The sequence below is a fragment of the Rhodoferax sp. GW822-FHT02D07 genome (assembly GCF_058802405.1).
This window is the reverse complement of the sequence record NZ_JBXAOD010000001.1, coordinates 416587-439731: the sequence shown is the minus strand read 5'-3', so window position 1 is coordinate 439731 and position 23145 is coordinate 416587. Positions and strand designations below refer to the sequence as shown.

25 protein-coding genes are annotated in these 23145 nt (G+C 63.0%); 8 read left to right on the top strand and 17 right to left on the bottom strand.

The window, feature by feature from the left end; genetic code table 11:
* Positions 1-53: 53 nt before the first annotated feature.
* Together AC1RNN_RS02145 and AC1RNN_RS02140 are read left to right on the top strand one after the other, a co-directional pair.
* A complete protein-coding gene (locus AC1RNN_RS02145) occupies positions 54-590 on the top strand; it encodes a YgjP-like metallopeptidase domain-containing protein (protein WP_493086383.1) in 537 nt (178 codons plus the stop codon).
* A 6-nt stretch (positions 591-596) separates the two neighbouring features.
* Positions 597-1145: a pseudouridine synthase gene (locus AC1RNN_RS02140; protein WP_493086384.1), complete on the top strand. Its 549-nt coding sequence runs from the start codon at positions 597-599 to the stop codon at positions 1143-1145.
* A gap of 3 nt (positions 1146-1148) precedes the next feature.
* Here the strand turns inward: AC1RNN_RS02140 and AC1RNN_RS02135 are convergent, their stop codons facing one another.
* The 4 genes from AC1RNN_RS02135 to AC1RNN_RS02120 are packed head-to-tail and all read right to left on the bottom strand — an operon-like array spanning position 1149 to position 2783.
* Positions 1149-1364 carry a DUF3820 family protein gene (locus tag AC1RNN_RS02135; protein WP_493086385.1) on the bottom strand — a complete coding sequence of 72 codons (216 nt, stop codon included), beginning with the start codon at positions 1362-1364 and terminating at the stop codon, positions 1149-1151.
* Between the two features lies 1 nt (position 1365).
* Positions 1366-1722, bottom strand: coding sequence for a translation initiation factor Sui1 (locus tag AC1RNN_RS02130; protein ID WP_493087079.1), 357 nt, complete (start codon positions 1720-1722; stop codon positions 1366-1368).
* 21 nt (positions 1723-1743) lie between these two features.
* A complete protein-coding gene (locus AC1RNN_RS02125) occupies positions 1744-2331 on the bottom strand; it encodes an OmpA family protein (protein ID WP_493086386.1) in 588 nt (195 codons plus the stop codon).
* Positions 2331-2783, bottom strand: coding sequence for a FecR family protein (locus AC1RNN_RS02120; protein ID WP_493087081.1), 453 nt, complete (start codon positions 2781-2783; stop codon positions 2331-2333). The genes AC1RNN_RS02125 and AC1RNN_RS02120 overlap by 1 nt, the downstream gene beginning before the upstream one ends.
* Before the next feature lie 148 nt (positions 2784-2931).
* On the opposite strand from AC1RNN_RS02120, the gene AC1RNN_RS02115 reads away from it, so the two are divergent.
* The 5 genes from AC1RNN_RS02115 (at position 2932) to AC1RNN_RS02095 (ending at position 10167) form a co-directional block, all read left to right on the top strand.
* Positions 2932-3171, top strand: coding sequence for a hypothetical protein (locus AC1RNN_RS02115; protein ID WP_493086388.1), 240 nt, complete (start codon positions 2932-2934; stop codon positions 3169-3171).
* Between the two features lie 2 nt (positions 3172-3173).
* Entirely contained in the window at positions 3174-7172 is a 3999-nt protein-coding gene (locus AC1RNN_RS02110) for a Pls/PosA family non-ribosomal peptide synthetase (protein ID WP_493086390.1), read from the top strand.
* A 13-nt stretch (positions 7173-7185) separates the two neighbouring features.
* A complete protein-coding gene (locus tag AC1RNN_RS02105; protein ID WP_493086391.1) occupies positions 7186-7827 on the top strand; it encodes a 4'-phosphopantetheinyl transferase family protein in 642 nt (213 codons plus the stop codon).
* Between the two features lie 43 nt (positions 7828-7870).
* The gene (locus tag AC1RNN_RS02100) at positions 7871-8212 is read left to right on the top strand and encodes a hypothetical protein (protein WP_493086393.1); all 342 of its coding nucleotides are present in this window, start codon (positions 7871-7873) and stop codon (positions 8210-8212) included.
* 287 nt (positions 8213-8499) lie between these two features.
* Positions 8500-10167, top strand: coding sequence for a S8 family peptidase (locus tag AC1RNN_RS02095; RefSeq protein ID WP_493086395.1), 1668 nt, complete (start codon positions 8500-8502; stop codon positions 10165-10167).
* On the opposite strand, the gene rrtA is transcribed toward AC1RNN_RS02095, so the two are convergent.
* On the bottom strand, positions 10120-10755 hold the full coding sequence (gene rrtA / locus AC1RNN_RS02090) for a rhombosortase (protein WP_493086397.1): 636 nt from the start codon (positions 10753-10755) through the stop codon (positions 10120-10122). The genes AC1RNN_RS02095 and rrtA overlap by 48 nt on opposite strands.
* Entirely contained in the window at positions 10718-11821 is a 1104-nt protein-coding gene (nagZ, locus tag AC1RNN_RS02085) for a beta-N-acetylhexosaminidase (protein WP_493086399.1), read from the bottom strand. The genes rrtA and nagZ overlap by 38 nt, the downstream gene beginning before the upstream one ends.
* 168 nt (positions 11822-11989) lie before the next feature.
* On the opposite strand from nagZ, the gene AC1RNN_RS02080 reads away from it, so the two are divergent.
* Positions 11990-12634, top strand: coding sequence for a hypothetical protein (locus tag AC1RNN_RS02080; protein WP_493086401.1), 645 nt, complete (start codon positions 11990-11992; stop codon positions 12632-12634).
* On the opposite strand, the gene acpS is transcribed toward AC1RNN_RS02080, so the two are convergent.
* From acpS to AC1RNN_RS02025, 11 genes are all read right to left on the bottom strand, one after another.
* A complete protein-coding gene (gene acpS / locus AC1RNN_RS02075; protein WP_493086402.1) occupies positions 12635-13030 on the bottom strand; it encodes a holo-ACP synthase in 396 nt (131 codons plus the stop codon). It abuts the gene before it with no gap.
* A 9-nt stretch (positions 13031-13039) separates the two neighbouring features.
* Positions 13040-13789: a pyridoxine 5'-phosphate synthase gene (locus tag AC1RNN_RS02070; RefSeq protein WP_493086404.1), complete on the bottom strand. Its 750-nt coding sequence runs from the start codon at positions 13787-13789 to the stop codon at positions 13040-13042.
* A 16-nt stretch (positions 13790-13805) separates the two neighbouring features.
* Positions 13806-14555 (bottom strand): DNA repair protein RecO, encoded by a 750-nt coding sequence (gene recO, locus AC1RNN_RS02065; RefSeq protein WP_493086406.1) that lies wholly within the window; start codon positions 14553-14555, stop codon positions 13806-13808.
* Positions 14556-14664: 109 nt separating this feature from the next.
* On the bottom strand, positions 14665-15624 hold the full coding sequence (gene era / locus AC1RNN_RS02060) for a GTPase Era (RefSeq protein WP_493087083.1): 960 nt from the start codon (positions 15622-15624) through the stop codon (positions 14665-14667).
* A 92-nt stretch (positions 15625-15716) separates the two neighbouring features.
* Positions 15717-16403 (bottom strand): ribonuclease III, encoded by a 687-nt coding sequence (gene rnc, locus AC1RNN_RS02055; protein ID WP_493086408.1) that lies wholly within the window; start codon positions 16401-16403, stop codon positions 15717-15719.
* Position 16404: 1 nt separating this feature from the next.
* Entirely contained in the window at positions 16405-16758 is a 354-nt protein-coding gene (locus AC1RNN_RS02050) for a DUF4845 domain-containing protein (RefSeq protein WP_493086410.1), read from the bottom strand.
* Positions 16759-16790: 32 nt separating this feature from the next.
* Positions 16791-17759 carry a signal peptidase I gene (lepB, locus tag AC1RNN_RS02045; protein ID WP_493086412.1) on the bottom strand — a complete coding sequence of 323 codons (969 nt, stop codon included), beginning with the start codon at positions 17757-17759 and terminating at the stop codon, positions 16791-16793.
* Positions 17759-19570, bottom strand: a complete 1812-nt coding sequence (lepA, locus tag AC1RNN_RS02040) for a translation elongation factor 4 (RefSeq protein WP_493086413.1) — start codon at positions 19568-19570, stop codon at positions 17759-17761. Before lepA ends, lepB begins: the two co-directional genes overlap by 1 nt.
* Positions 19571-20043: 473 nt before the next feature.
* The gene (locus AC1RNN_RS02035; protein WP_493137298.1) at positions 20044-21516 is read right to left on the bottom strand and encodes a DegQ family serine endoprotease; all 1473 of its coding nucleotides are present in this window, start codon (positions 21514-21516) and stop codon (positions 20044-20046) included.
* Positions 21517-21576: 60 nt separating this feature from the next.
* The gene (locus AC1RNN_RS02030) at positions 21577-22560 is read right to left on the bottom strand and encodes a MucB/RseB C-terminal domain-containing protein (RefSeq protein ID WP_493086416.1); all 984 of its coding nucleotides are present in this window, start codon (positions 22558-22560) and stop codon (positions 21577-21579) included.
* The gene (locus tag AC1RNN_RS02025) at positions 22557-23135 is read right to left on the bottom strand and encodes a sigma-E factor negative regulatory protein (protein WP_493086418.1); all 579 of its coding nucleotides are present in this window, start codon (positions 23133-23135) and stop codon (positions 22557-22559) included. Before AC1RNN_RS02025 ends, AC1RNN_RS02030 begins: the two co-directional genes overlap by 4 nt.
* Positions 23136-23145: the final 10 nt, after the last annotated feature.

Below are 23145 nucleotides of genomic sequence, written 5' to 3'. Positions count from 1 at the left end.
CGGGTTTGAAGCCAAATCGGCATTCAGCCCCAGCAGAATCTGCGCAAGCAGCTATGAAAACGGTAGCAACGCCTGTGCTGCGCTACCTCAACGGCTACCCCGCCGACGCGCTGGGCCAGGTGCAGCGCATGCTGGATGAAGGCCGGGTGGGCGACTGGCTGATCCGGCGCTACCCGCAGGCGCATGGCGTGCGGACCGACAAGGTGCTGTACGACTATGTGCAGGACATCAAGTCGGACTACCTGCGCAGCACAGAGCCTTTGGCCAAGGTGGCGTTTGACAGCAAGCTGCATGTGGTGAAGAACGCGCTAGGCACACACACCACAGTTTCACGCGTGCAGGGCAGCAAGCTCAAGAGCAAGCGCGAGATCCGCGTGGCCAGCCTGTTCAAGGACACGCCCGAGCCCTTCCTGAAAATGATCGTGGTGCACGAACTGGCGCACCTGCGCGAGCGCGAGCACGACAAGGCCTTCTACCAACTCTGCACCCACATGGAGCCCAGCTACCACCAGTTGGAGTTCGAGGTACGCATCTACCTCACCCACCTGGAAGCCACGGGCGAACGCCTGTGGGCTGCGACGGCCGACTGAAGCCCCATGACCACGCGTCTGCTGTGCTTCAACAAACCCTATGGCGTGCTGAGCCAGTTCACGCCCGAAGGCCGCTGGCGCGGGCTCAAGGACTACATAGCGATTCCGGGCATCTACGTGGCTGGCCGGTTGGACGCCGACAGCGAAGGCCTGCTACTGCTGACCAACGACGGCAAACTGCAAGCGCGCATCAGCGACCCGCGCTACAAAATGGAGAAGACCTACTGGGCGCAGGTGGAAGGCGAACCGGACGAGGCTGCGCTGGAGCGTTTGCGCAGCGGCGTGCAGCTCAACGACGGCCCCACCCTACCCGCGCACGCGCAGCGCATGGAGGCGCCGGCGCACCTGTGGGAGCGCGATCCACCGGTACGCTTTCGACAGTCGATTCCTACCAGTTGGCTGGAGCTGGTCATCCGCGAAGGCCGTAATCGTCAGGTGCGCCGCATGACGGCGGCCGTGGGTTTCCCCACGCTGCGGCTGATTCGCGCAGCCATTGGGCCGTACACGCTGGATGGTTTGGCGCCCGGCGCGTTGCGCGACGCACCATTGCCGTAAAGACTAGCGCGGTGCGCGCAGGGGCTTGAGCAAATCGCTCAACCCGTTGTGGTCGATCTCATGCATGAGCTGCAACAGCCGGCCAATCTCGCCCTTGGGAAAACCCTCACGCGCAAACCAGTTGAGGTAGTCGCCCGGCAGGTCCGCAATCAGACGGCCCTCGTACTTGCCAAACGGCATCGTACGCTCCACGAGCTTCTGCAAGTCCTCTGGCTGCATATCAACCGCCCGCCCGCTTCACCTTGAAGCCCTGCGCAACCAAGGCCACCATCACCCTGTCGACATGGTCGCCCTGCACTTCGATCACACCGTCCTTGACCGTGCCGCCCGAACCGCAGGCGGCCTTGAGCTGCTTGCCCAGCGCGGCCAGTTCGTCGTCGCCCAGCGACACGCCACGTACCAGCGTCACGCCCTTGCCAGCACGGCCCTTGGTCTCACGGGACACGCGCACGATGCCGTCACCCGCCGGGCGCTTGGGCGCATTGCAGGTACAGGCCGCAATGGCCTGGCGGCAGACCGGGCAGGTGCGGCCCACCTCGGTGGAGTACACCAGTCGGCCCAGATCGGAAAGAGACAGCTTGGCCACGGCGAACCTGTTTCAGCGAACGATGATTTCCGCGCGGCGGTTGCGTGGCTCGTCCACATTCGCCTCGGTGGGCACCACGGGCTCACGCTCGCCACGACCCACGGCCTCGATCAGCTCGGGTGCAAAGCCGCGCGCCACCAGCAGCTCACGCACGGCGCGGGCGCGCTGCAGCGAGAGCGTGTCGTTGGCCTGCGGACTGCCGGTGCGGTCGGTATGGCCTACGACCACAATCTCGCCGCCGGGGCGCGCCAGCGCCTGCGCCAGGATGCCTTCCAGTTGGGCCTGCGACTCGGCTGTCAACGTGGAGCTGCCGGGTTCAAAGCGCAGCACAAAACGCTCGGCCGGTGCGGGCTGCAGGGCCAGCAAGGCGCCGTGCTGCTTCTGCAGCTCTTCGGCCGTGGTCTGGGCGCGGTCGACGGTGCCCGTGCGCTGCACGGCGGCCACGGCATAGGGCTGGTCCAGCACCTGGCTGCCACCGGCAGCGCCTTCCACCTGCACGGCAGTAGATCGGCCGTCCGCATCGGGCAGCAGGGTCACGCGGCTCAGCGGCGTGCAGGCCGACAACAAGGCCAGCAAGGAGGAAACCAACAGCGCCCGCATCACGGCACCTCCACAATGAAATCGGTGCCACGCACACTGACGGTGGATGACGGCGTCTGCACCTTTACGTTCTCGGGCTGCAGCTTGCCCAGCAAGCCCGTCACCATGCGGATGGTGCCGAGGATGACCTGCACGGTCAGGCTGCCGGTCTGGGTGGTGGAATCGAACTGGAAGCGGGTGATGTCCACCTGCGAATTCGGGCCAATGGTGATTTGCGTGCCGTCGCGCAGCAGCAGCACAGCCGAGCCCTGCGGGCCGGTCACGATGCGTTCGGATTCGGCCACACCGCCACCGGGCACGGCCGCGCGTGCCACCTCGCCCTTGGCCACCTGCACCGGGCCTTGCACGGTCTTGAGCGTGCCGCTGCGCAAATCCTCGGCCTGGGCCGTGGCCAAACCGCCGCCCAGACACAGCAGCAGCGCTGCCTGTCGCATCCATCGCTGACCTGTCATGTTCTTCACTGTCATCCCCTTGGGTTAGCCAAGGATGGTAACGGATGCGCCACCCGCCAGACCGGCCTGAAAGCACTATCATTTTGATAGCTTGTTGCGCACCATGCATGGGGGCCATGTGCCAAAATGGTGCCCAACGTTGCACACCATGTCCAAACATACTTCTCCCCGTCAAAGCGTCTGGGCCACCAAGGTCCTGGCCATCATTCAATCCGGCAACGCCCAGGCCGCCCTGGCCCAGATCAAGGTGGCGCCCACGGTCAAGGATCTGCAGCAACTGCGCAAACTCATGCAGGCCCAGAAGCTGCCCCCCAACCGCCTGCTCGACGAAGCCGTCGAAGCCAACCTAGCCCTGCTCTCCGCCCCCCGCCTGCACCGAGCCCCCTGACCATGCAAGTGGACGCCTCCCCCGACATTCTGCGGGGGCCTGCGCGGGCTGACCTGCTGCAAACCGAGGTCCTGGCCGACCTGTTCGAAGCCACCGCAGGACAGTACCCCGACAGCACCGCCCTGGTGTTTGGCGACCAATCGCTCAGCTACCAGGCGCTGAACACCCGCGCAGACACCGTGGCCGCCCATCTGCTGGCGGCCGGCATCCAACCCGGCGACATCGTTGGCCTATGGTTGCCACGCGGCATGGAGCTGTTGGTCATGCAGCTGGGTATCGCCAAGACCGGCGCCGCCTGGCTGCCCATGGACGCAGACACACCAGTCGAACGCATCCAGGTGTGCCTGGACGACGCACAGGCCAAGGGCCTGGTGAGCTGTGAGGCCCTGGCGCCCAGGCTCGCCGGCAGCCCCCACACGGTCTGGACCGCCGAAGCGCTGTCGCAGCCTCTTGCCCAACCGCAGCGGCGCAGCGGCGTGCTGCCAGAGCACCCGGCCTATGTGATCTACACCTCGGGCTCCACCGGACGGCCCAAAGGCATTGCCATCAACCAGGGCAGCATCTGCCACTTTCTGCGCAGCGAGAACACGCAGCTCGGCGTGCGCCATAGCGACCGCGTGTATCAGGGCTTCTCGGTCGCGTTTGACATGTCCTTCGAGGAGATCTGGATCAGCTACCTGGCCGGTGCCACCATATGGATTGCGCCCAAAGAGGTGGCCACCGATGCCGAGAGCCTGCCCGGCGTACTGGCCGCCAACGGTATCACCGTGCTGCACGCGGTGCCCACGCTGCTGGCCCTGTTCAATGAGGATGTGCCCGGCCTGCGCACCATCAACCTGGGCGGCGAAATGTGTCCGCCCGCGCTGGTGGAGCGCTGGGCCAAGCCTGGCCGCCAAGTCTTCAACACCTACGGCCCCACCGAAGCCACCGTTTCGGCCAGCCTGGCCGAGTTGCACGCGGGCGAGCCCGTCACCATTGGCCGCCCGCTGCCCAACTACAGCCTGCTGGTGATTGCGCCGCCGGCCGATGGCCAACTGACCCTGCTGCCGCGTGGCGAAGTGGGAGAACTCTGCATCACCGGCCCCGGCGTGGCCCTGGGCTACCTGGGCCGGCCCGAACTGACCGCCGAGAAATTCCTGCCCAACCCTTGGGCCAATGGCCCGCAGGACGCACGCCTGTACCGCACCGGCGACTTGGCCCGCATCGATGCGGATGGCTGCGTGCAGTGCCTGGGCCGCACCGACGACCAGGTGAAGATCCGCGGCTTCCGCGTGGAGCTGGGCGAGATCGAGTCCGCGCTGGCCGACCAAGCCGGCGTGGCTGCTGCTGCGGTGGTCCTGCGCCCGGAAGACGGCGTGGACCAGCTCATCGCCTTCATCACACCCGATACCGGCGCCACGCTGAGCAGCAGCGCACTGCGCGCAGCCCTGGGCCGGCGCCTGCCCCCCTACATGGTGCCTGGCCACTTTGAGACGGTGCCCGCCATGCCGCGTCTGACCTCCGGCAAGATTGACCGCAACGCGCTCAAGGTGCGCCCGCTGAGTGCGCCGCCCGCTGCCACTGACTCGGACACGGCGACAACGCCGGCGGAAGCCGCACTGTTTTCCGCCCTGGCCAAACTCTTCCCCGGCCAAGCCATTGTGCGTAGCGCCGACTTCTTTGCCGATCTGGGCGGCCACTCGCTATTGGCGGCGCGCCTGGCCTCCAGCCTGCGCGCGCATGACGGCTTCGCCCATGTCACAGTGCGCGACATTTACCAGCACCGCAGCGTGGGCGCCATTGCGCAGGCCATAGGCGCGGTTCACGGCCAGGCACAGGCCGTAGACCAAACATGGGGTTCACCCAGCGCCTGGCGCCGCTGGCGCTGTGGCCTCGCACAGGCCGCTGCCGTGCCCTGGCTGGTGGCCATGCGCATGGCGCAGTGGCTGGCACCGTTCTTCACCTACCACTTCTTCACCGGCGAGCCCGAGGATTCACTGGCGCTGGCCATCGGTGCCTCGGTGCTGTCCTACCTGATCGCCACCTTGCTGGAGTTTGCGCTGGCCATCGGCGGCAAGTGGCTGCTGGTGGGGCGCCTGCGTGCGGGCCAGTACCCGCTGTGGGGCGTCACCTACTACCGCTGGTGGCTGGCAGACCGCTTGCTCGAAGCAGCGCCCACCTACCTGCTGAGCGGCTCTTCGCTCTACGTGTGGTGGCTGCGCGCGCTGGGTGCCCGCATTGGCCGTGACGTGGTCATCGGCTCCATGACGCTGCGCGCGCCGGACCTGCTGCAGGTGGGCGATGGCTGCAGCATCGGCAATGCCGTGAATCTGGAGAATGCACGCGTGGAACATGGCGTGTTGCACCTGGGCCAGATCACGCTGGGACACGACAGCTGCATTGGCTCCTACGCCATCCTGGAGGGCAACACTGCAGTGCAGGACATGGGCCATCTGGAGGGCCAATCGGCCCTGGCCGACGGACGCAACGTGCCGGCAGGCCGGGTCTGGAGCGGCTCTCCCGCACGCGACACCGGCGCCTTTGACACCAGCACCCTGCCCCCACGCCCACCGCTGACACGCCTGCGGCAGGTCGTCGAAGGCGTGTACTTCACGCTGGGCGCGCTGCTGATCGCCACGCTCTTCTTCCTGCCCGTGTTCCCCAGCTTTGTGCTGATCGACTGGTTTGACGACACCGAGCGCTTCCCCTTCCTGGCGGGCAACGAGGTCTGGTTCCAGCTCAGCAAATACTTCATGCTGGCCTTCCCGGCAGCGGCTGTGCTCATCGTCTGTACTGCCCTGCTCTCGGCCGGCATCCGCTGGTCGGTGCTGCCGCGCCTCAAACCCGGCAGTTGGCCGGTGCACAGCACGCTGTACTGCGCCAAGTGGCTGGTCAACCAGATCCAGGAGTCCAGTCTGCATGTGCTGCACGGGGTGTATGCCACGCTGTTTGCGCCTTGGTGGTACCGCCTGCTGGGCGCCAAGGTGGGGCGCGATGCCGAAATTTCTTCCGCCCTGGGCCTGGTGCCCGACATGCTGACGCTGGGCGATGAAACTTTCATCGCCGACGCAGTGATGCTGGGCGACGAACACATCGACGGTGGCTGGATGAGCATGCGCCCCACGGTGATCTCGAAACGCAGCTTCGTGGGCAATGGCGCCTACATTCCCGACGGCACCACGCTGCCGGAGAATGTACTGATTGGTGTGCACTCCACCGCACCGGCCAACGCACAGATCCGCAGCGGCGACACCTGGCTGGGCTCGCCTCCGCTGCACCTGCCTGCGCGTGAGGAAACAGCCGGCTTCCCCGAACACCTGACCTACCACCCCTCCGCCGGGCGCCGGCTGGCACGCGGCCTCATTGAGGCCTTCCGTATCGTGGCGCCGCATGCCCTGGTTATCTCGGTGGGCTACACCATCGTGCTCGACGTCATGCCCATGGCCGGCGAAGGGCGCTGGGGTCTGGTGATTGCCTACCTGACGCTGTGCGGCCTGCTCTATGGCCTGGGCACCTTTGTGTTTGTGGCCACGCTGAAGTGGCTGCTCATGGGGCGCTACCGCCAGCGCAGCGTGCCCATGTGGACACCCTTTGTCTGGCTGTCCGAAGGGGTGACCAACCTCTACGAAGGCGTGGCCGTTCCCAACTTCATGCGCTACCTGCGCGGCACGCCCTGGCTGCCACTGGCCTTCAATGTGCTGGGCAGCCGCATCGGCAAGAGCGTGTACCTGGACACCACCGACATCACCGAATTCGACTGCGTGACGATCGGCGACCACAGCGAGCTCAACGCCCTGAGCTGCCCGCAAACCCATTTGTTTGAAGACCGCGTGATGAAAATCGACCACGTGCACATTGGCAGCCGCGTCTACGTAGGCCCGCGCGGTGCCGTGCTCTACAGCGCCACTGTCGCCGACGGCGCCTGGCTGGGCCCGCTGACGCTGGTGATGAAGGGCGAGAGTATTCCCGCGGCCACGCGCTGGAGTGGCTGCCCTGCTGCGCCCGGCAGCGCAGGCGCCTGACTCTGCCCACGCCATGCTGCCTCCTGCCGTCCTCACCTGGCCCAAGGATGTGGCGGCGGTGCAGACCGCCTTGCAAGCTGGCCGGACGATGGTGCTGTGCATCGCCCAGCCCCCGGGCACGGATCGCCCTGCAGCCCGTGCCCGGGTGCGCCAAGCATTGCAGGTGGCACTGGGTGCCTGGCTGGACTGCCCCACAGCCGACGTGCTGCTACAGGGTGGTACTGGTACCCCGGTACAGCTGGCCAGTCCGCCCGGCCGCGCAGGTCTGTCCATCAGCCATGAGGCAGGACTATCCCTGGCGGCGATTGCCCCCGGCAGTTCCGTAGGCGTGGACCTGCTGGCCACCAGCACCTTGCCTGATGCCTCAGAGTGCCTGCAGCTGGCGCGGGACTACCTGGGGCCAACCACCGCGCAGGCACTTTGCACGCTGTCCGCTTTGGAAATACCCACCGCATTTGGAGAAGCTTGGACGGCATGGGAAGCAGGGCTCAAATCTGCGGGGCAGGCCTTGCGCGAATGGAGCCCGGGACTGGCAGCTACTCAGCAATCCTGCCAGCAACTCGTCCTGATCTTGCCAACCGGCTACGTTGGCGCCCTGGCCCGGCCGGGCATTCCGGCACAGCCTACAATGCCCGCGACCCGGAACATTCAATAACCATATCCGTGGTCACGTCACACCGTATCCAGGGAGGATTCATTTGAACTACCGCCACGTTCTGGGCGCCTGCTTCATCACGCTGGTGATGGCGGCTTGCGCACAGGAACCAACTGCCCCCGCAGCCCCACCCCACGCCACCGATACCCAGCGCCTGATCATCCGTTTTGCACGCGCTGATCAGGTCTGGAGCAATACGGACTTGGCCAGCTTGCGCACAACGCTGGCTGCAGACATCCAGCCCCTGTCCTCTGTCTCTGAAACCACCTGGGTGTACGCCGTGCGGCCCAGGTCCGGGCACAACCCTGGACAAGTACTCAGCGCCTTGCGCGCGCGCCCCGAAGTGGTCTATATGGAAATGGACACAAAGGCCCGCAACCCATGAAGACCAAATATATGCGTGGATTCCAACGTGGATTGAAAACGGCCCTGCTGACTGCGCTTGCACTGGCAGGACTTGGGGCGACGTGGGTCGCCATGTCACAAACAACGGGCTGGTTCGATGCCAAAACAGAGGGGACTCCGCCCTCTGCCCCGGTGAAACTGTCAGCAGCAACCGGTGAAACCACTCAGCGATTGATTGTGAAATTCAGATCGCAAACTGCCGCGCGATCTGACGCCAGTGTTGCGCGTCAGCGCGTCCAGGCCCTCAATGTCCCCGGAGGGGTGCAGGTGCTGGGACAAAAGGCGGTGGCACTGGCCTACCTGAAATCGGTATCCGACCAAATCCACGTGATTGAAGCCGACCAGCCACTCAACCACAGCGAAGCAAAAGCGCTGGCCCAGCAGCTCGCGCAGCAAGCCGACGTGGAATATGCCGAGGTGGACGAAAAGGTCTACCCCCACATGACCCCAAACGACCCCAACTACGCTGGTAACCAGTGGGCCTGGCAGTCATCGGGGACCAATGCAGGTGCTACCAATACGGAAACCGCCTGGAGCCGAGGCACCGGAGTGAGCGGCACCGGGGTGGTGGTGGCGGTACTGGACTCTGGGTACCGTCCGCATGCCGATCTGGCCGCCAATCTGCTGACCGGATACGACTTTATTTCTGCTGACGTGCTGACTTACTCCCCCTTCAGCACAGCCAACGACGGTGGTGGCCGAGACGCAGATGCCTCAGACCCCGGCAACTGGAATACCAACACCCTCAACGGCTGCGCGGTGGACAACTCCAGCTGGCACGGCACCCACGTGGCCGGCGTTATCAGCGCCATCGGCAACAACAGCGCCGGCATGATCGGCGTGGCCTATGGCGCCCGCATCCTGCCAGTGCGGGTACTGGGTGTGTGCGGTGGCTACACCTCGGACATCGTGATGGGCATGCGTTGGGCGGCAGGCCTGTCTGTGGGCGGCGGCATCACGAACACCGCTACGCCGGCAAAAGTGCTGAATCTGAGCCTCGGCGGCAGTGGCACCTGCTCCAATACCTTCCAGGATGCAATCAATGAGGTACGGGCCGCCGGCAGCGTGGTCGTGGCCTCCACAGGCAACGAAGGCAATGTTTCCAGCATCACACAACCCGCCAACTGCAAGGGAGTGATCGCGGTCACCGCCCACATGCTCACCGGCAACAGTCCGAACTTTGCCAACGTGGGCCCCGGAACCACCATCAGCGCACCGGGTATCAGCATCTACGGCACCAGCAACACCGGTACCACCATCCCCATCGCATCCCCCGGCGGAGACACCTACGCGAGCTTGAATGGCACCAGCTTTGCGGCACCCATGGTCTCAGGCGTTGCGGCGCTGCTGCTGCAAATCAAACCCACCATGACGATCGATGAGCTGACGTCACGGCTCGTGAATTCGGTGCGTGCATTCCCTGCAAGTACGTACTGCGTGGGCAAAACCACTTGCGGCGCCGGCATGCTGGATGCAGATGCGGCTGTGCAGCTTGCGATCGCGGATAGCGCGCCTGTGACCTCCGCCACCGCCAGCAGCACGGACCCTGTTGGGCGTGGAACCACCGTGACACTGACAGGTACCGCCACCGCAGGTGCCGTGGGTGGCAGCACGATCTCCAGCGTGAGCTGGACGCAGCTGACCGGCCCTACCGTGACCTTGACCGGGGCCAGCACGACCACGGCGACCTTCATCACGCCGACCACGTCCGACAGTACCGACATCACATTCCGCTTTCAGGCGAATGCGTCCAACGCCCAGAGCTCCAGCAGCCGGGTATCCGTCACCATGGTGTCGGCACCTACCCCGACGAACGCGAGCGGAGGCGGTGGCGCCTTGGGCTGGCTGGATCTGGCGGCCCTGCTGGCCCTAAGCCTGGTGGCCTGGTCACTGCGCCGATGGGCGCAAACGCACAACCAGCATTCCGGCCAATAAGGCCAGCACCCCGCCTGCTGCGCCGGCTGCATGGGCCGGGTAGTAGACGGGGATGCCCAACCAGCCGGGAGTCATGTGGTCGCCAGCCAACTCCCAGTACAGCTTGGCGGCCAGAAGTAACACGAGGCCCGCTCCGACATACCGCAGCGGGCCTCGTCGCACCAAACCATGCAGCGCCGCCCCGGCAAGCACGCCGTGCAAAGCGCCCGAAGCACCCGCGTAGTACGCACAGCGGGTGTCCAGCACAAGGATCAGGGCCACACCCAAAAAGCCACCCAGCAAGGCCAGCAGCTGGCGCCGCTGTGGCACCCAGGGCGTCAATAGCCAGCACAGCAGCACGGCTGCCATGGCATTCACCAACGCATGAGGCAGATTCAGATGGACCCACTGTGCCGTGAGAGGCTGCCACAGCGCACCTTGGGTAAAAGTCAGACGTTCAAAACGCAGGCTTTCGCTGGCGCCGGGCCAGAACTGCAGCACAGCACACAGGGCCGCAAAAGCCCCCCCCCAGCACCCGCGACGCAGGCACCTGGCAGCGGTGCTGGAATCGTCAGGCAATCCAGTCCAGTGCCTGCATGTAGTCCGCATGGACCATGAGCTCGTCCCACGCCAGCGCCGGCGTGCTCGGCACGAGGGCACGGCGGCGGGCTTCGCTGGCGTCCAGGGCTTGCCACTGGCCCTTGAGCTGGGCTTCGGTCAGGCCTTCGATCAATTCGTCCACCGCCTTGCCACCGCCCTCCGCCGTAGGCAGGGACTGGTTGCACAGCAGCACCAGATCGCAGCCCGCATTCAGGGCCACCACCGCAGCCTCGGTGTAGCTCACGGTCTTGCCGTCAATGAGGCGAGCCCCTGCCATGGACAGGTCATCGCTGAAAATGGCCCCGGTAAAGCCGAGTTGCGCACGCAGGATGTCGTTGAGCCAGGTGCTGGAGAAGCCAGCCGGGCGCGCGTCCACCTTGGGGTAGATCACATGGGCCGGCATGACGCTGCTGGTCACGGTGTTGAGCCAGCGGTAGGGCGCCGCATCGTCGGCCAGGATGGCCTTGAGGCTACGCTTGTCGACCGGGATCTCGGTGTGCGAGTCGGCCTTCACAAAACCGTGGCCGGGGAAGTGCTTGCCGCAGTTGGCCATGCCGCTCTTCTGCAGGCCGTGCATCAGGCTCTTGGCCAGCAGGCTGACCACACGCGGGTCGCGTGCAAAAGCGCGGTCGCCGATCACGCTGCTTTCACCATAGTCCAGGTCCAGAACGGGTGTGAAGCTCAGGTCCACGCCGCAGGCACGCAGCTCGGCGCCCAGCACATAGCCGCAGGCGGTGGCGGCATTGGTGGCGTCCAGCGGGCCTGCCTTCATGGGCGATACTGTGCCCGCCGCCTCGCGCAGCCACATCTCACCCAACGCACGCATGGGCGGCAGATGCGTGAAGCCATCGGTCTTGAAGCGCTGCACACGACCGCCTTCGTGGTCCACGCAAATCAGCAGGTCGGCGCGTACCTTCTTGATGTCACGGCACAGCGCGGTGAGCTGCTCGCGGTTCTGCCAGTTGCGGGCGAACAGGATCATGCCGCCTACGAGCGGGTGCTTGAGGCGTTTGCGGTCTTGCGCGGTCAACTGGGTGCCAGCGATGTCGATGATGAGCGGAGCGTGGAAAGTCATGCAATATCCGTATCTGCTATTTATTTAGGAGCTGCTTGCGCATATTCTATGAGGGCCAAAGGCCTATTTAATGCCCTTCTCATGAATTCTGCCGCACCAATTTGTTACAGGTGCCCGGGTAGGCTGCTGATAGACTGCGCTCCAACCACTGTCAGGAAACGTCCCACCGTGTTTGGATTGTTCAAAAAGCGCGACCGCACAGCCCCGGAGGCCCCGGCCCCTCTGGACGAGCCCACCATCCGCCGCATGGAGCTTGAAGAGCGGATGGCCTACCGGCGCGAACGCCTCTACCAGTCGATCCGCGAAACGTTTTTGTCCATGGAAGTGGTGTCCCACATGTACCGCTTCAAGGTCATGCCCGTGGACGAGCGCCACCACCGCTTCATCGCCATGATTGACGTGGCCAAGTCCTTTGTGACCGGCGCCAACAGCAAGACCAAGAGCTTTGCCGCCATGGAGCAGAGCATGCGCGTCAACACCTACAAACGATTTGGGGTGCTCATTGACGGCATCTACTGGCGCGTCAGCGAAACCGAAGACCAGTTCGAGCGCCACTCACGCGCCACCGACCCGGCACGCAGCGGCGAGTTCCAGCCCGTGGAACACGCGGAGGAAGACCACGCGCCCAGCGGCGCCCTGTCCCGTGCGCGCTTTCAGCCTATCTCTGCGCAGGAACAGGCCGCCTTCATGGAAGCCCTGCAGCGCGGTGCCACACTGCCCGCCGTCAAGGTGGGCGATCTGGAGTACCAATCCGACCTGGCACCGCTGGACGGTGGCATCATGATCGGCGGCACCCAGTACGGCAAGCTCTAGTCAGGGCGCGGTTTCGGCCACGCAAAAGCTGGCAGCGTAGTCGGTCTCGTCGGTCACGGTGATGTGCACCGTCAGCGCCTTGGCCTCCACCCATTCCTTGAGCCCGCCATGGAGCACGATGACGGGCTTGCCGCTGCGCTCATTGGCAATCTCGCACAAGCGCCAGGTCATGGGCATGCGCATACCCAAGCCGATGGCCTTGCTGAAGGCCTCCTTGGCGCTGAAGCGCGTGGCCAAGTAGCGCACGCCCCGCTCGGGCCAGCGCGCACTGCGGGCCTTCCAGGTCTTGAATTCGGCATCTGACAGCACCTTGGCCGCAAAGCGGTCACCATGCTTGTCTAGGCTGGCGCGGATGCGCCGCACGTCACAGATATCGGTGCCTATGCCGTAGATCAAGGCCGCTCCTTACTGCCCCAGGCAAGCCAGGTAGGCCCGGATTGTGGCGTCGTAGCCCAGTTCCAGCGCATCCGCAATCAGCGCATGGCCAATGGATACTTCCTGCAGACCCGGCACCTGCTGCGCAAAGGCGGCCAGGTTGTCACGGTTGAGGTCGTGGCCAGCGTTCACGCCCAGTCCGGCGTCCAACGCGGCCTGCGCGGCCGCCGCAAAACGGGCAAGTTGGGCGCCCTGCTCTGCCGTGCCCCAGGCCGCGGCATAGGGCTCGGTGTACAGCTCAATGCGGTCGGCGCCCACGGCCTTGGCGGCTGCCATGGCGCTGGGGTCCGCATCCATGAACAGGCTCACACGCAGGCCCAGCGCATGGGCCTCGGCAATCAGCGGCTGCAAGCGCGCTGCATCAGCGGGGAAACTCCAGCCATGGTCGCTGGTGAACTGGCCTTCGCTGTCGGGAACGAAGGTTACCTGATGTACCGGCAAGCCGCGCTGGCGCAGGTCGCGCACGCAGTCCATCAGGTTGTGGAACGGGTTACCCTCGATGTTGTATTCGCGGTCGGGCCAAGCCTTCAGCAGCTCGGCCAGTTCCAGCACATCCTGCGCGCGGATGTGGCGCGCGTCAGGCCGCGGGTGCACCGTGATACCCGCCGCCCCCGCCTGCAGGCACAGCGTGGCCGCGCGCGTGACACTGGGGATGCCCAGATGGCGGGTGTTGCGCACCAGGGCCACTTTGTTGAGGTTGACGGAGAGATGGGTTGTCATAGTCGAAAGGCCTCGCCTAGAGGGACTGAATGTCGATCATCATCTGCCGCGTGCGCAGCGTCTTGACACCGCAATGGTAGTGCAGCAGCACGCGCAGTTGGGGCTTCAGCGCCCCCATCAGTTCCGCACAGGCGCGCAGCGTGGTGGTGAAGGGGGCATGGTCTTGCAGCGCATCGTGCAGGCGCAACCAGTCTGCACCGCGCAGGCTGGCACGGTCATCGGCATGGGCCTGGCGCAGGCCGCCTTCAGGCACCAGCACGTAGGCCACCTCGGCTTCCAGCGGCGCCAGCGTCATGGTCTGCACATTGAGCGGCGGCAGAAAGCCCACTTCGCGCAACAGCAGCAGCTCAAAGGTGCGCAGAGCGCCCTGCAGCACCTCGTCATGCTCGCTGGCAATGATCTGCACCACTCGGGCATATATGTCGAACAGCTCAGCATGCGGGTCATCGCGCGCCAGCAGCGTCATCAGCAGTTCGTTGAGGTAATAGCCAGAGAGCAGCGCATCGCCCGTGGGCATGACATGGCCGCCTTGCCATTCGGCGCTGCGCAACGTGCGGATTTCGGCGTCGCCCCCGTAAGCCACATGCAGGGGCTGCAGCGGCAGCAGGATGGGGCGGAAGCTGGAAGTCGGCTTCTTGGCCCCCTTGGCCACCAAGGCGATGCGCCCGTAATGGCGGGTGAATACTTCCAGAATCAGGCTGGACTCGCTCCAGTCGTAGCGGTGCAGCACATACGCGGGCTCGTCGGCAATGCGTTTGGTAGCCAAGGCTCAGGCCGTCGCAGGGGCAACAACCCGCCGCCGGGCCGCCCCAAGGCGAGTTGGCCCCCATGGGGGGCAGCGACCCGCACAGCGGCGGAGCGTGGGGGCTGTCATTTCACTCGTAGCCGAAGCTGCGCACGCGCGCTTCGTCGTCCGCCCAGCCGGAGCGGACTTTTACCCATAGCTCCAGAAACACCTTGGCATCGGCCAGCTTTTCCAGCTCCACGCGGGTCTCCATACCGATGCGCTTGATGCGTTCGCCCTTGTCACCAATCACCATGGCCTTGTGGCCGTCGCGCTCCACCACAATTGTGGCCGCAATGCGCAGCAGGCGCTTCTGGCCCTTCTTCTGCGGCGCCTCTTCCTCGAACTTGTCGATGACCACGGTGGAGGTATAGGGCAGCTCGTCGCCCGTGAGGCGGAACAGCTTTTCGCGCACCAGCTCGCTGGCCAGGAATTTCTCACTGCGGTCGGTCAGCTCGTCTTCGGAATACCACCAAGCTTGCTCGGGCAGGAATTTCTCACACAAGGTCAGCAGCCGCTCCACGTCCTTGGGGTTCTTGGCGGACAGGGGGATCAGCTCGGTAAACTTGCCGCGCGCCTGCATGGCCTGCAGCCAGGGCGCCAGACTGGCACGCTCTTTCACGTGGTCCAGCTTGTTAGCCACCAGCACCACTGGAATGCCCTCGCCCAACAGCTTCAGCACTTTTTCATCGGCCGGTGTAAAGCTACCTGCTTCCACCACAAAAAGCACCAAGTCCACGTCGGCAACTGCGCCCTGCACCGCCTTGTTCAGCGATTTGTTCAGTGCATTGCCATGGATGGTCTGGAAACCAGGCGTGTCCACAAAAACAAACTGGGTCTGGCCTTCGGTGCGCATGCCGGTGATGCGGTGGCGCGTGGTCTGCGCCTTGCGCGAGGTGATGCTGATCTTCTGGCCCACCAAAGCGTTGAGCAGTGTGGACTTGCCCACATTGGGCTTGCCCACGATGGCCACCAGCCCACAACGCTGGTCTTCAGCGGCATCACCGGGCTGGGCCAGCTTGGGCGTGCTTTTGAGCAGGCCTTGCAACATGGCATCCAGATCGTCCTGGACTTCGGGATTGGCGTCATTTACGCCTTTTGCCCCCGGGGAATCTGCGCGAGCAGCTACTTTTTTAGGAGCATTCATGACTTGACCTTTGATTTGATGGTTTGCAGCATCGCCGCCGCGGCTGCCTGTTCTCCGGCACGGCGCGACCCGCCGATACCCCGTTCGGACAGTCGCAACTCGGGGATCTCACACTCCACATCAAAACTTTGCTTGTGCGCGGCCCCCACGGTAGCCACCACCTTGTACAGCGGCAATTTCATTTTGCGACCCTGCAGCCACTCCTGCAACTCCGTCTTCGGATCCTTGCCAATGGCAGCCATCTGCGGATTGATTTCGACCGCCTCAAACAGGCGGTGCACCAGTGCCTGAGCCTGCACAAAGCCGGCATCCAGGTACACGGCACCAATAATGGCCTCTAGCGCATCGGCCAGAATGGAGGCGCGCTTGGGGCCACCGGAGCGCATCTCGCCCTCGCCCAAACGCAACAGGTCTGGCAGGCCCAGGCCCAGCGCCAGCTGGTGCAAGGTGTCCTGCTTGACCAAATTAGCCCGCACACGCGACAGATCACCTTCAGGCAATGCGCCGAGACGCGCGTACAGCAGATCGGAGATCGCCAGCCCCAGCACCGAATCCCCCAGAAACTCCAGGCGTTCGTAGTGGTCCGACGAAAAGCTGCGGTGCGTCAGTGCCCGCTGCAGCAGGGAAACATTGGAAAACGGGTACTGCAGCCGCTGCTGCAGTGCATTCAAACCATCTGCCACGTTACTTGGATTGACCAGCGTACTTGAGGGTCAGAAAGGCTGGGCCAGCCAGATGGATCTCGCGCTGATAGGCAAACGACACCACCACCTTGTCCCCCTGCTTACCCACTTCCAAGTCTTTACCTTTGATGGAAGTAATGCTGTCGATTTCAGTCGCCTTGTCGAAAATCGCACGCACTTCAACCACAGACTGGCCCGCAGCGGCGCGCTGCACCGCCTTTTGGATCGCCATGAGCTCCACCACCGTAGGAAAGACCTGGGCCGCGACCACACCGGCCATGGCCAGCACGCCGCCGACGAACAGCAGGCCGATGAAAGAAATGCCGCGTTGGCGCGATTTGCGTTGCACTGTCATAGTTAAATCCCTATCCCAAGATGGCATGGCCGTCAGTTGAATCCGCCGATGCGCTTGAGGTTGCCAAAGTTCATCCAGACAAAAAAGGCCTTGCCCACAATGTTCTGGTCCGGCACAAAGCCCCAATAGCGCGAATCCTGCGAATTATCGCGATTGTCGCCCATCATGAAATAGTGGCCTTCCGGTACCTTGCAGGTGACGCCTTCCACGGTGTAGCTGCAGTTATTCTTGAACTGCTGAAACTCGGGCATGGGCTGAACATAGCCCGGCACGGTCGCATCATTCAGGATCTTGTGCTTCTTCTCACCCACAGTCTCTTCAAACTGTTTGTAGTAGCGGGTAACAGATTCGTCCAGGAAGTCAGGCGCGGACGTGGTAGGCACGGCCTGTCCGTTCACGGTCAGGCGCTTGTTGATATAGGCCACGGTATCACCAGGTACGCCAATGACGCGCTTGATGTAGTCCAAGCTGGGCTTGGGCGGATAGCGAAACACCATCACGTCCCCGCGCTGCGGCTTGTTGCCTTCGGTGATCTTGGTATTAAGCACAGGCAGGCGGATGCCATAGGTGAACTTGTTGACCAGAATCAGGTCGCCCACCAGCAGCGTGGGAATCATGGAACCCGAGGGAATCTTGAAGGGCTCAAACAGAAAGGAGCGCAGCAGGAACACCACGATGATCACTGGGAACAGACCTGCAGTCCAGTCCAGCCACCAGGGCTGCATGAGCAGACGCACCTTGGCTTCGCTGATATCACCATCTACTTGCTGGATGCCTTGGGTACTGAAATCAGCACGCCGACGGGCATCGCTGACCTCCAATGCGGCCACTGCTTGCTGGCGCTGCGGCAAGAAGTAGAAACGTTCGGCCAGCCAGTAGGCCCCGGTCACTACCGAGGCCAGAAACAGCAGTAGTGCGAAATTGCCTTCGACCAGACCAAAATACCAGGAGCCCGCATAGAGCCCGAATGCCGCGAGCACGGCCGCCGTCAACGCCTGCATCAGTCTTCCACCTGCAAAATTGCCAGGAATGCTTCCTGGGGGACTTCCACGGAACCGATTTGTTTCATGCGTTTCTTGCCTGCTTTTTGTTTTTCGAGGAGCTTGCGTTTGCGCGAAATATCGCCGCCGTAGCACTTGGCCAGCACGTTCTTGCGTAGCGCCTTGATTGTCTCACGCGCAATGATGTTGGCCCCGATGGCGGCCTGGATCGCCACGTCATACATCTGACGCGAAATGATCTCGCGCATCTTGCCTACCACGGCGCGGCCACGGTAGGCCGACTGGCTGCGGTGCACGATGATGGACAAGGCATCGACCTTGTCACCATTGAGCAGAATATCGACCTTGACCACATCGGACGCGCGGTACTCCTTGAACTCATAGTCCATCGAGGCATAGCCGCGACTCACGCTCTTGAGTTTGTCAAAGAAGTCCAGCACGATCTCGCCCAGCGGCATCTCGTAGGTCAGCACGACCTGACGCCCCTTGTAAGCCATGTTCATCTGCACGCCGCGTTTCTGGTTGGCCAGGGTCATCACCACGCCCACATACTCCTGCGGCATGTAGAGATGCACGGTCACGATGGGCTCACGAATCTCGGCGGTCTTGCCGACTTCGGGCATCTTGGAGGGGTTCTCCACCATGATGACCTCGCCGTCGCTCTTCATCACTTCGTACACCACACTGGGCGCGGTCGTGATCAAGTCCTGGTCAAACTCGCGCTCCAGACGCTCCTGCACGATTTCCATGTGCAGCAGACCCAAGAAGCCGCAGCGGAAGCCAAAGCCCAGCGCCTGTGAGACCTCGGGCTCATAGTGCAGCGAGGCGTCATTGAGCTTGAGCTTTTCCAGCGCGTCGCGCAGCGAGTCGTATTCGCTGGCTTCGGTCGGGTACAGACCGGCAAACACCTGGGGCTGGATTTCCTTGAAGCCCGGCAGCGGCTCGGTCGCAGTGAACGCAGCGCCGCCAGTGCCCGCCTTTACCAGCGTCACGGTGTCACCCACCTTGGCAGCCTGCAATTCCTTGATGCCGGCAATGATGTAACCCACCTCGCCAGCCTCCAGCGACTGGCGCGGCTGGTTGGCTGGTGTGAACACGCCCAGGTTGTCAGCGTTGTATGTGGCGCCCGAGGCCATCATCTTGATGCGCTCACCCTTGGCCAGGCGACCGTCCACCACACGCACCAGCATCACCACGCCCACATAGCTGTCGAACCAGCTGTCAATGATCATGGCGCGCAACGCGGAGTCGGGATTGCCACGCGGCGCCGGAACCTTGGCGACAATCATTTCCAGAATATCGTCCACACCCATGCCGCTCTTGGCCGAGCACGGAATCGCTTCAGACGCATCAATGCCGATCACATCCTCAATCTCGGCCTTCGCTGCATCGGGGTCTGCCTGCGGTAGATCCATCTTGTTGAGCACCGGCAGCACTTCCACGCCGAGGTCCAACGCGGTGTAGCAGTTGGCCACCGTCTGTGCTTCCACACCTTGCGATGCATCCACCACCAGCAATGCACCTTCACATGCGGACAAGGAGCGACTCACTTCATACGAGAAGTCGACATGCCCGGGTGTGTCGATCAGGTTGAGGTTGTAGACCTGCCCATCCTTGGCCTTGTAGTGCAACGCTGCGGTCTGTGCCTTGATGGTTATCCCACGCTCTTTCTCGATGTCCATCGAGTCCAGCACCTGTGCTTCCATCTCGCGCGCTTCGAGTCCGCCGCAACGCTGAATCAATCGGTCTGCAAGCGTGGATTTGCCGTGGTCAATGTGGGCAATGATGGAGAAGTTTCTGATGTGATTCATCAACGGAGCGCTTCAAGTGATTGAATTAAAACGAGCAGGCAAGAAAAAAGGGCGCATCGTGTGACGACGCGCCCTGAACCAACAATCTTTGGCAACTGCGAAGGTTGGAAGCCCATTGTAGGCAAAAAGTCCAGAGTGCACAGTCCAAAAAACCCGGTTCAGGGGGAGTTGCGACACCGCAACAAAAAACTTATCAACAGATTATTCACAAAAATAAAACAAAGGCACTGGACAACTTGTGGGAGAGTTGTGGAACAACTGTGGGGGACTCCTTAGCGTCCCATATGATGGACTTTGCCATCCCACATATATCCAATGTCTTCCGTAGACGGGCCATATTCTAACCAAAGCCTAAGAAGGCCTTTTTTAGTTAGTACCCGCCAACATAGATTGGAAAATTGAGGAAGAGAGAAAAATAAATTTTCTCCCCCAACAACCCCAAACCCAACTGAGGCTTAGGGTCTTGGAATTTCTCAGCGGCCAGGGCGAATCACGGCGTATTGCGTCCAGTCACCCCTGCGGAACAAAACATTGAGGGGCTTGGACTTGTCCTGTTTGGCCAGCACCACCTCAAAGTCCTTCACATTGGTGACTTCTATATTGGCGATCTGGGTAATCAAGTCGCCCTCACGCAGACCGGCGCGTGCAGCAGCATCGGTCGCCGACTCCACCCGCACGCCACCCTTCACGCCCGCCTCCTTCTTCTGAGCCTCCGTCAGATCTGCCACAGCCAAGCCAAGGCTCTGGGCTGCACCCGAGCCGCGCGGCTTCTCTTCCTTGCCAGAAGCTTTGGCCACCGGCTTCTCGCTTTCCAGCTCCGCAACGACAACGGTGAGGTCCTTGCTGCTGCCCCTGCGGAATACTGTCAGGATGCTACGGGTTCCTGGTTTGGTACCACCCACGGCGCGCGGCAGATCGCTGGATTTCTCCACGACCTTGCCATCGAATTTGGTGATGATGTCTCCAGCCTCCACGCCCGCCTTCTCTGCGGGAGAACCGGCCTCCACGCCGCGCACCAAGGCCCCCACAGGCTTGCCCAGTCCAATCGATTCGGCCACTTCCTTGCTGACCTGGTCAATCTGCACACCGATGCGGCCGCGCGTCACGCGCCCATTGCTGCGCAGCTGGTCGCTTACGCGCACCGCCTCGTCCATGGGAATGGAGAAGGAAATGCCCATGGAGCCACCCGAGCGCGAGTAGATCTGGCTGTTGATACCCACCACTTCGCCACGCATATTGATCAGCGGACCACCCGAGTTGCCGGGGTTGATGGCCACATCGGTCTGGATGAAAGGAAGGTAGTCGCCGGTATCGCGCTGCTTGGCGCTCACAATGCCGGCCGTCACCGTGTTGTCCAGACCAAACGGAGAGCCGATGGCCATGACCCACTCGCCCACGCGCAACCGGCCCACATCGCCCACCTTCACTGCAGGCAGGCCCGAAGCATCGATCTTGACCACAGCCACATCGGTGCGCTTGTCAGCGCCAATGATGCGGGCCTTGAATTCGCGCTTGTCGGTCAGCGTCACCAGTACCTCGTCGGCGTCCTCGATCACGTGGGCATTGGTCATGATCACGCCGTCCGAAGTCAGAATAAAGCCAGACCCCACACCACGCGGCTGAGCCTCTTCCTGCTGCTGCGGGCGGTTCTGGCGCGGCGCCTGACGTGGCATGTTGGGAATGGGCAGGCCAAAGCGCCGGAAGAACTCCAGCATTTCCTCCTCGTTGGGTGCATTGCCTGATTGGGCGCGTGGCACCACTTTCTCCAGCGTTCGGATATTGACCACCGAAGGCCCCACCTGATCCACCAGATCAGTAAAGTCCGGCAGGCCGCGAACAGCCTGTGCGGATACCGTGCTCGCGGGCAAGAGTACCCCCAACGTGGCCAGTCCCAAAGACGCGGCGAGCCACCACGTCCGCAAAGATTTGAGTTGCATCACTTGCATTGCGCTTTCCTCTTTTCAGACATTCTTTGCCATGAACGCCCTGACGCGGACATCCGATGACTATTTCTTTCGCTCCAGCCCCTGAACGAACAGCGCCAAAGTTGGCGCCGGAACTTCACCCACGGCTGTAATCCACCATCCTTCGAGGCGGCGCGTCTGGGTGCGCGTCGCGCCACCAAGATCCGCCACACCCTCACGAACATGACGACGTGCATCGAAGGTTTCCACAAAAAGCGACACCGTCGCAAGACCGTCTGAGAACATCCACTGCATGGTCTGCTCGCCGCGCCCCGAGGCACCCGCCAGCAGGGCCACGGGGCGGGTATAGCAGCCCATGGGCTTAAAGCCCGGAACAGGCTTGCTCAAATCCCAGCCCTGGGCCTTGGCCGTGGTCTTTTGCAGATCACGGCGCTCCACCCTGTAGCCATCGGTTGCGGCCATCATTTGCGCCAGCTTGGTTTTGCTCACTGGAGCATCCAATTGCAATTCTGAAAAAGCCGCCTGCTCCAGCACCTTACCCTCGGTATCCAGCGTCTGCAATTGCACCACCAGGCCAGAGCGCTTTTCACTCCAGACGCGATAGCCATAGCGCAGTGCGTCTTTGGGCACGAGTTGCACCACTTCCGCATCCAGCCCCGCAATGCGCTCGCTGCCCAGGGGCTTCATCACGTAGTACTCGCCGATGTCGGCTGCATGGGACTTGAGCAGATTGGGAAACAGGCCCAGTGACTCGCGGCTTTCACTGATCGCCACCTTCGACTCTGGGAAAAAAGTCAGCACCTCATCGTTGCGGCGGAAGGTGGCACGCGGTGTGCCGCTCAGCGACTCCACACGCTCCATCTGCATGTCACCGTCGCACACATGCCAGATCCGCGCACTGGCCATCTGCCCGGCTGCAGACACAACAAAGGTGCCGGTATAGGTACGGTGCCGCGAGGCCTCATGCAGGCGCATCAGCCAACTATTGAGCCCAGCCTCCTGCGCGAGCGCCCACATTGGCAAACAGGCCAGACAAAGCGCCAGATAAAAGCGGCGCAGCGTCACCGTGCGGGCCTTTCAAACGTGGCATTGCGCAGAAAGCCCGATGGCATCTGCCAGGCCGAATGCCCACCCATCTGCTGGTGTGCAGCCATCAGCGCATCCAGCTCGGGATCGCGCAGCATCACGACGGGCCCTTCGCTAGCCGCAACCACTTGGGGCGCTGCGGGTGCAGCAGCCCATTGGGAGGACGATGAAGACGCGCCTGGGGCCGCACTCCACCACAGACCCACAGCCACCAGACCGAGCAGCACGCTGAACGAGGTACCGGCAACCCAACGCCAGGGACCATTGGCCGCCACGCGCACGGACGCTGCAACCGGCGCCTGGGACGGCAAACGGACAGACACTTCCTTTGCCAGCTTCTGCTCCAAACGGTCCCAGAAGGCCAGATCGACCGGCTGGGGTGCCAGCGCCTGGCTGCGCAGCACATCGCCAGCCACGTGGTAGAGATGCCAGTCGTTGGCTCCGACTTCTTGCCCGGCCAGCTCCTGCAGCAACGCATCGAGCTCGGACGCCGGCAACTCTCCGTCCATCAGGGCGGAGAGGCGTTCGTTCAGGGGCTGTTCGTGCATGCTCATAGATTTCATT

Coding starts and splice junctions, on each gene's coding strand:
- AC1RNN_RS02050 (WP_493086410.1), bottom strand. CDS start 16,758: ATGACAGTGCAACGCAAATCGCGCCAACGCGGCATTTCTTTCATCGGC.
- AC1RNN_RS02025 (WP_493086418.1), bottom strand. CDS start 23,135: ATGAGCATGCACGAACAGCCCCTGAACGAACGCCTCTCCGCCCTGATG.
- lepB (WP_493086412.1), bottom strand. CDS start 17,759: ATGCAGGCGTTGACGGCGGCCGTGCTCGCGGCATTCGGGCTCTATGCG.
- AC1RNN_RS02125 (WP_493086386.1), bottom strand. CDS start 2,331: ATGCGGGCGCTGTTGGTTTCCTCCTTGCTGGCCTTGTTGTCGGCCTGC.
- AC1RNN_RS02145 (WP_493086383.1), top strand. CDS start 54: ATGAAAACGGTAGCAACGCCTGTGCTGCGCTACCTCAACGGCTACCCC.
- lepA (WP_493086413.1), bottom strand. CDS start 19,570: ATGAATCACATCAGAAACTTCTCCATCATTGCCCACATTGACCACGGC.
- nagZ (WP_493086399.1), bottom strand. CDS start 11,821: ATGACTTTCCACGCTCCGCTCATCATCGACATCGCTGGCACCCAGTTG.
- AC1RNN_RS02115 (WP_493086388.1), top strand. CDS start 2,932: ATGTCCAAACATACTTCTCCCCGTCAAAGCGTCTGGGCCACCAAGGTC.
- era (WP_493087083.1), bottom strand. CDS start 15,624: ATGTTGCAAGGCCTGCTCAAAAGCACGCCCAAGCTGGCCCAGCCCGGT.
- AC1RNN_RS02120 (WP_493087081.1), bottom strand. CDS start 2,783: ATGACAGGTCAGCGATGGATGCGACAGGCAGCGCTGCTGCTGTGTCTG.
- rrtA (WP_493086397.1), bottom strand. CDS start 10,755: ATGCGGACTACATGCAGGCACTGGACTGGATTGCCTGACGATTCCAGC.
- AC1RNN_RS02110 (WP_493086390.1), top strand. CDS start 3,174: ATGCAAGTGGACGCCTCCCCCGACATTCTGCGGGGGCCTGCGCGGGCT.
- AC1RNN_RS02105 (WP_493086391.1), top strand. CDS start 7,186: ATGCTGCCTCCTGCCGTCCTCACCTGGCCCAAGGATGTGGCGGCGGTG.
- AC1RNN_RS02035 (WP_493137298.1), bottom strand. CDS start 21,516: ATGCAAGTGATGCAACTCAAATCTTTGCGGACGTGGTGGCTCGCCGCG.
- AC1RNN_RS02140 (WP_493086384.1), top strand. CDS start 597: ATGACCACGCGTCTGCTGTGCTTCAACAAACCCTATGGCGTGCTGAGC.
- AC1RNN_RS02135 (WP_493086385.1), bottom strand. CDS start 1,364: ATGCAGCCAGAGGACTTGCAGAAGCTCGTGGAGCGTACGATGCCGTTT.
- AC1RNN_RS02070 (WP_493086404.1), bottom strand. CDS start 13,789: ATGACAACCCATCTCTCCGTCAACCTCAACAAAGTGGCCCTGGTGCGC.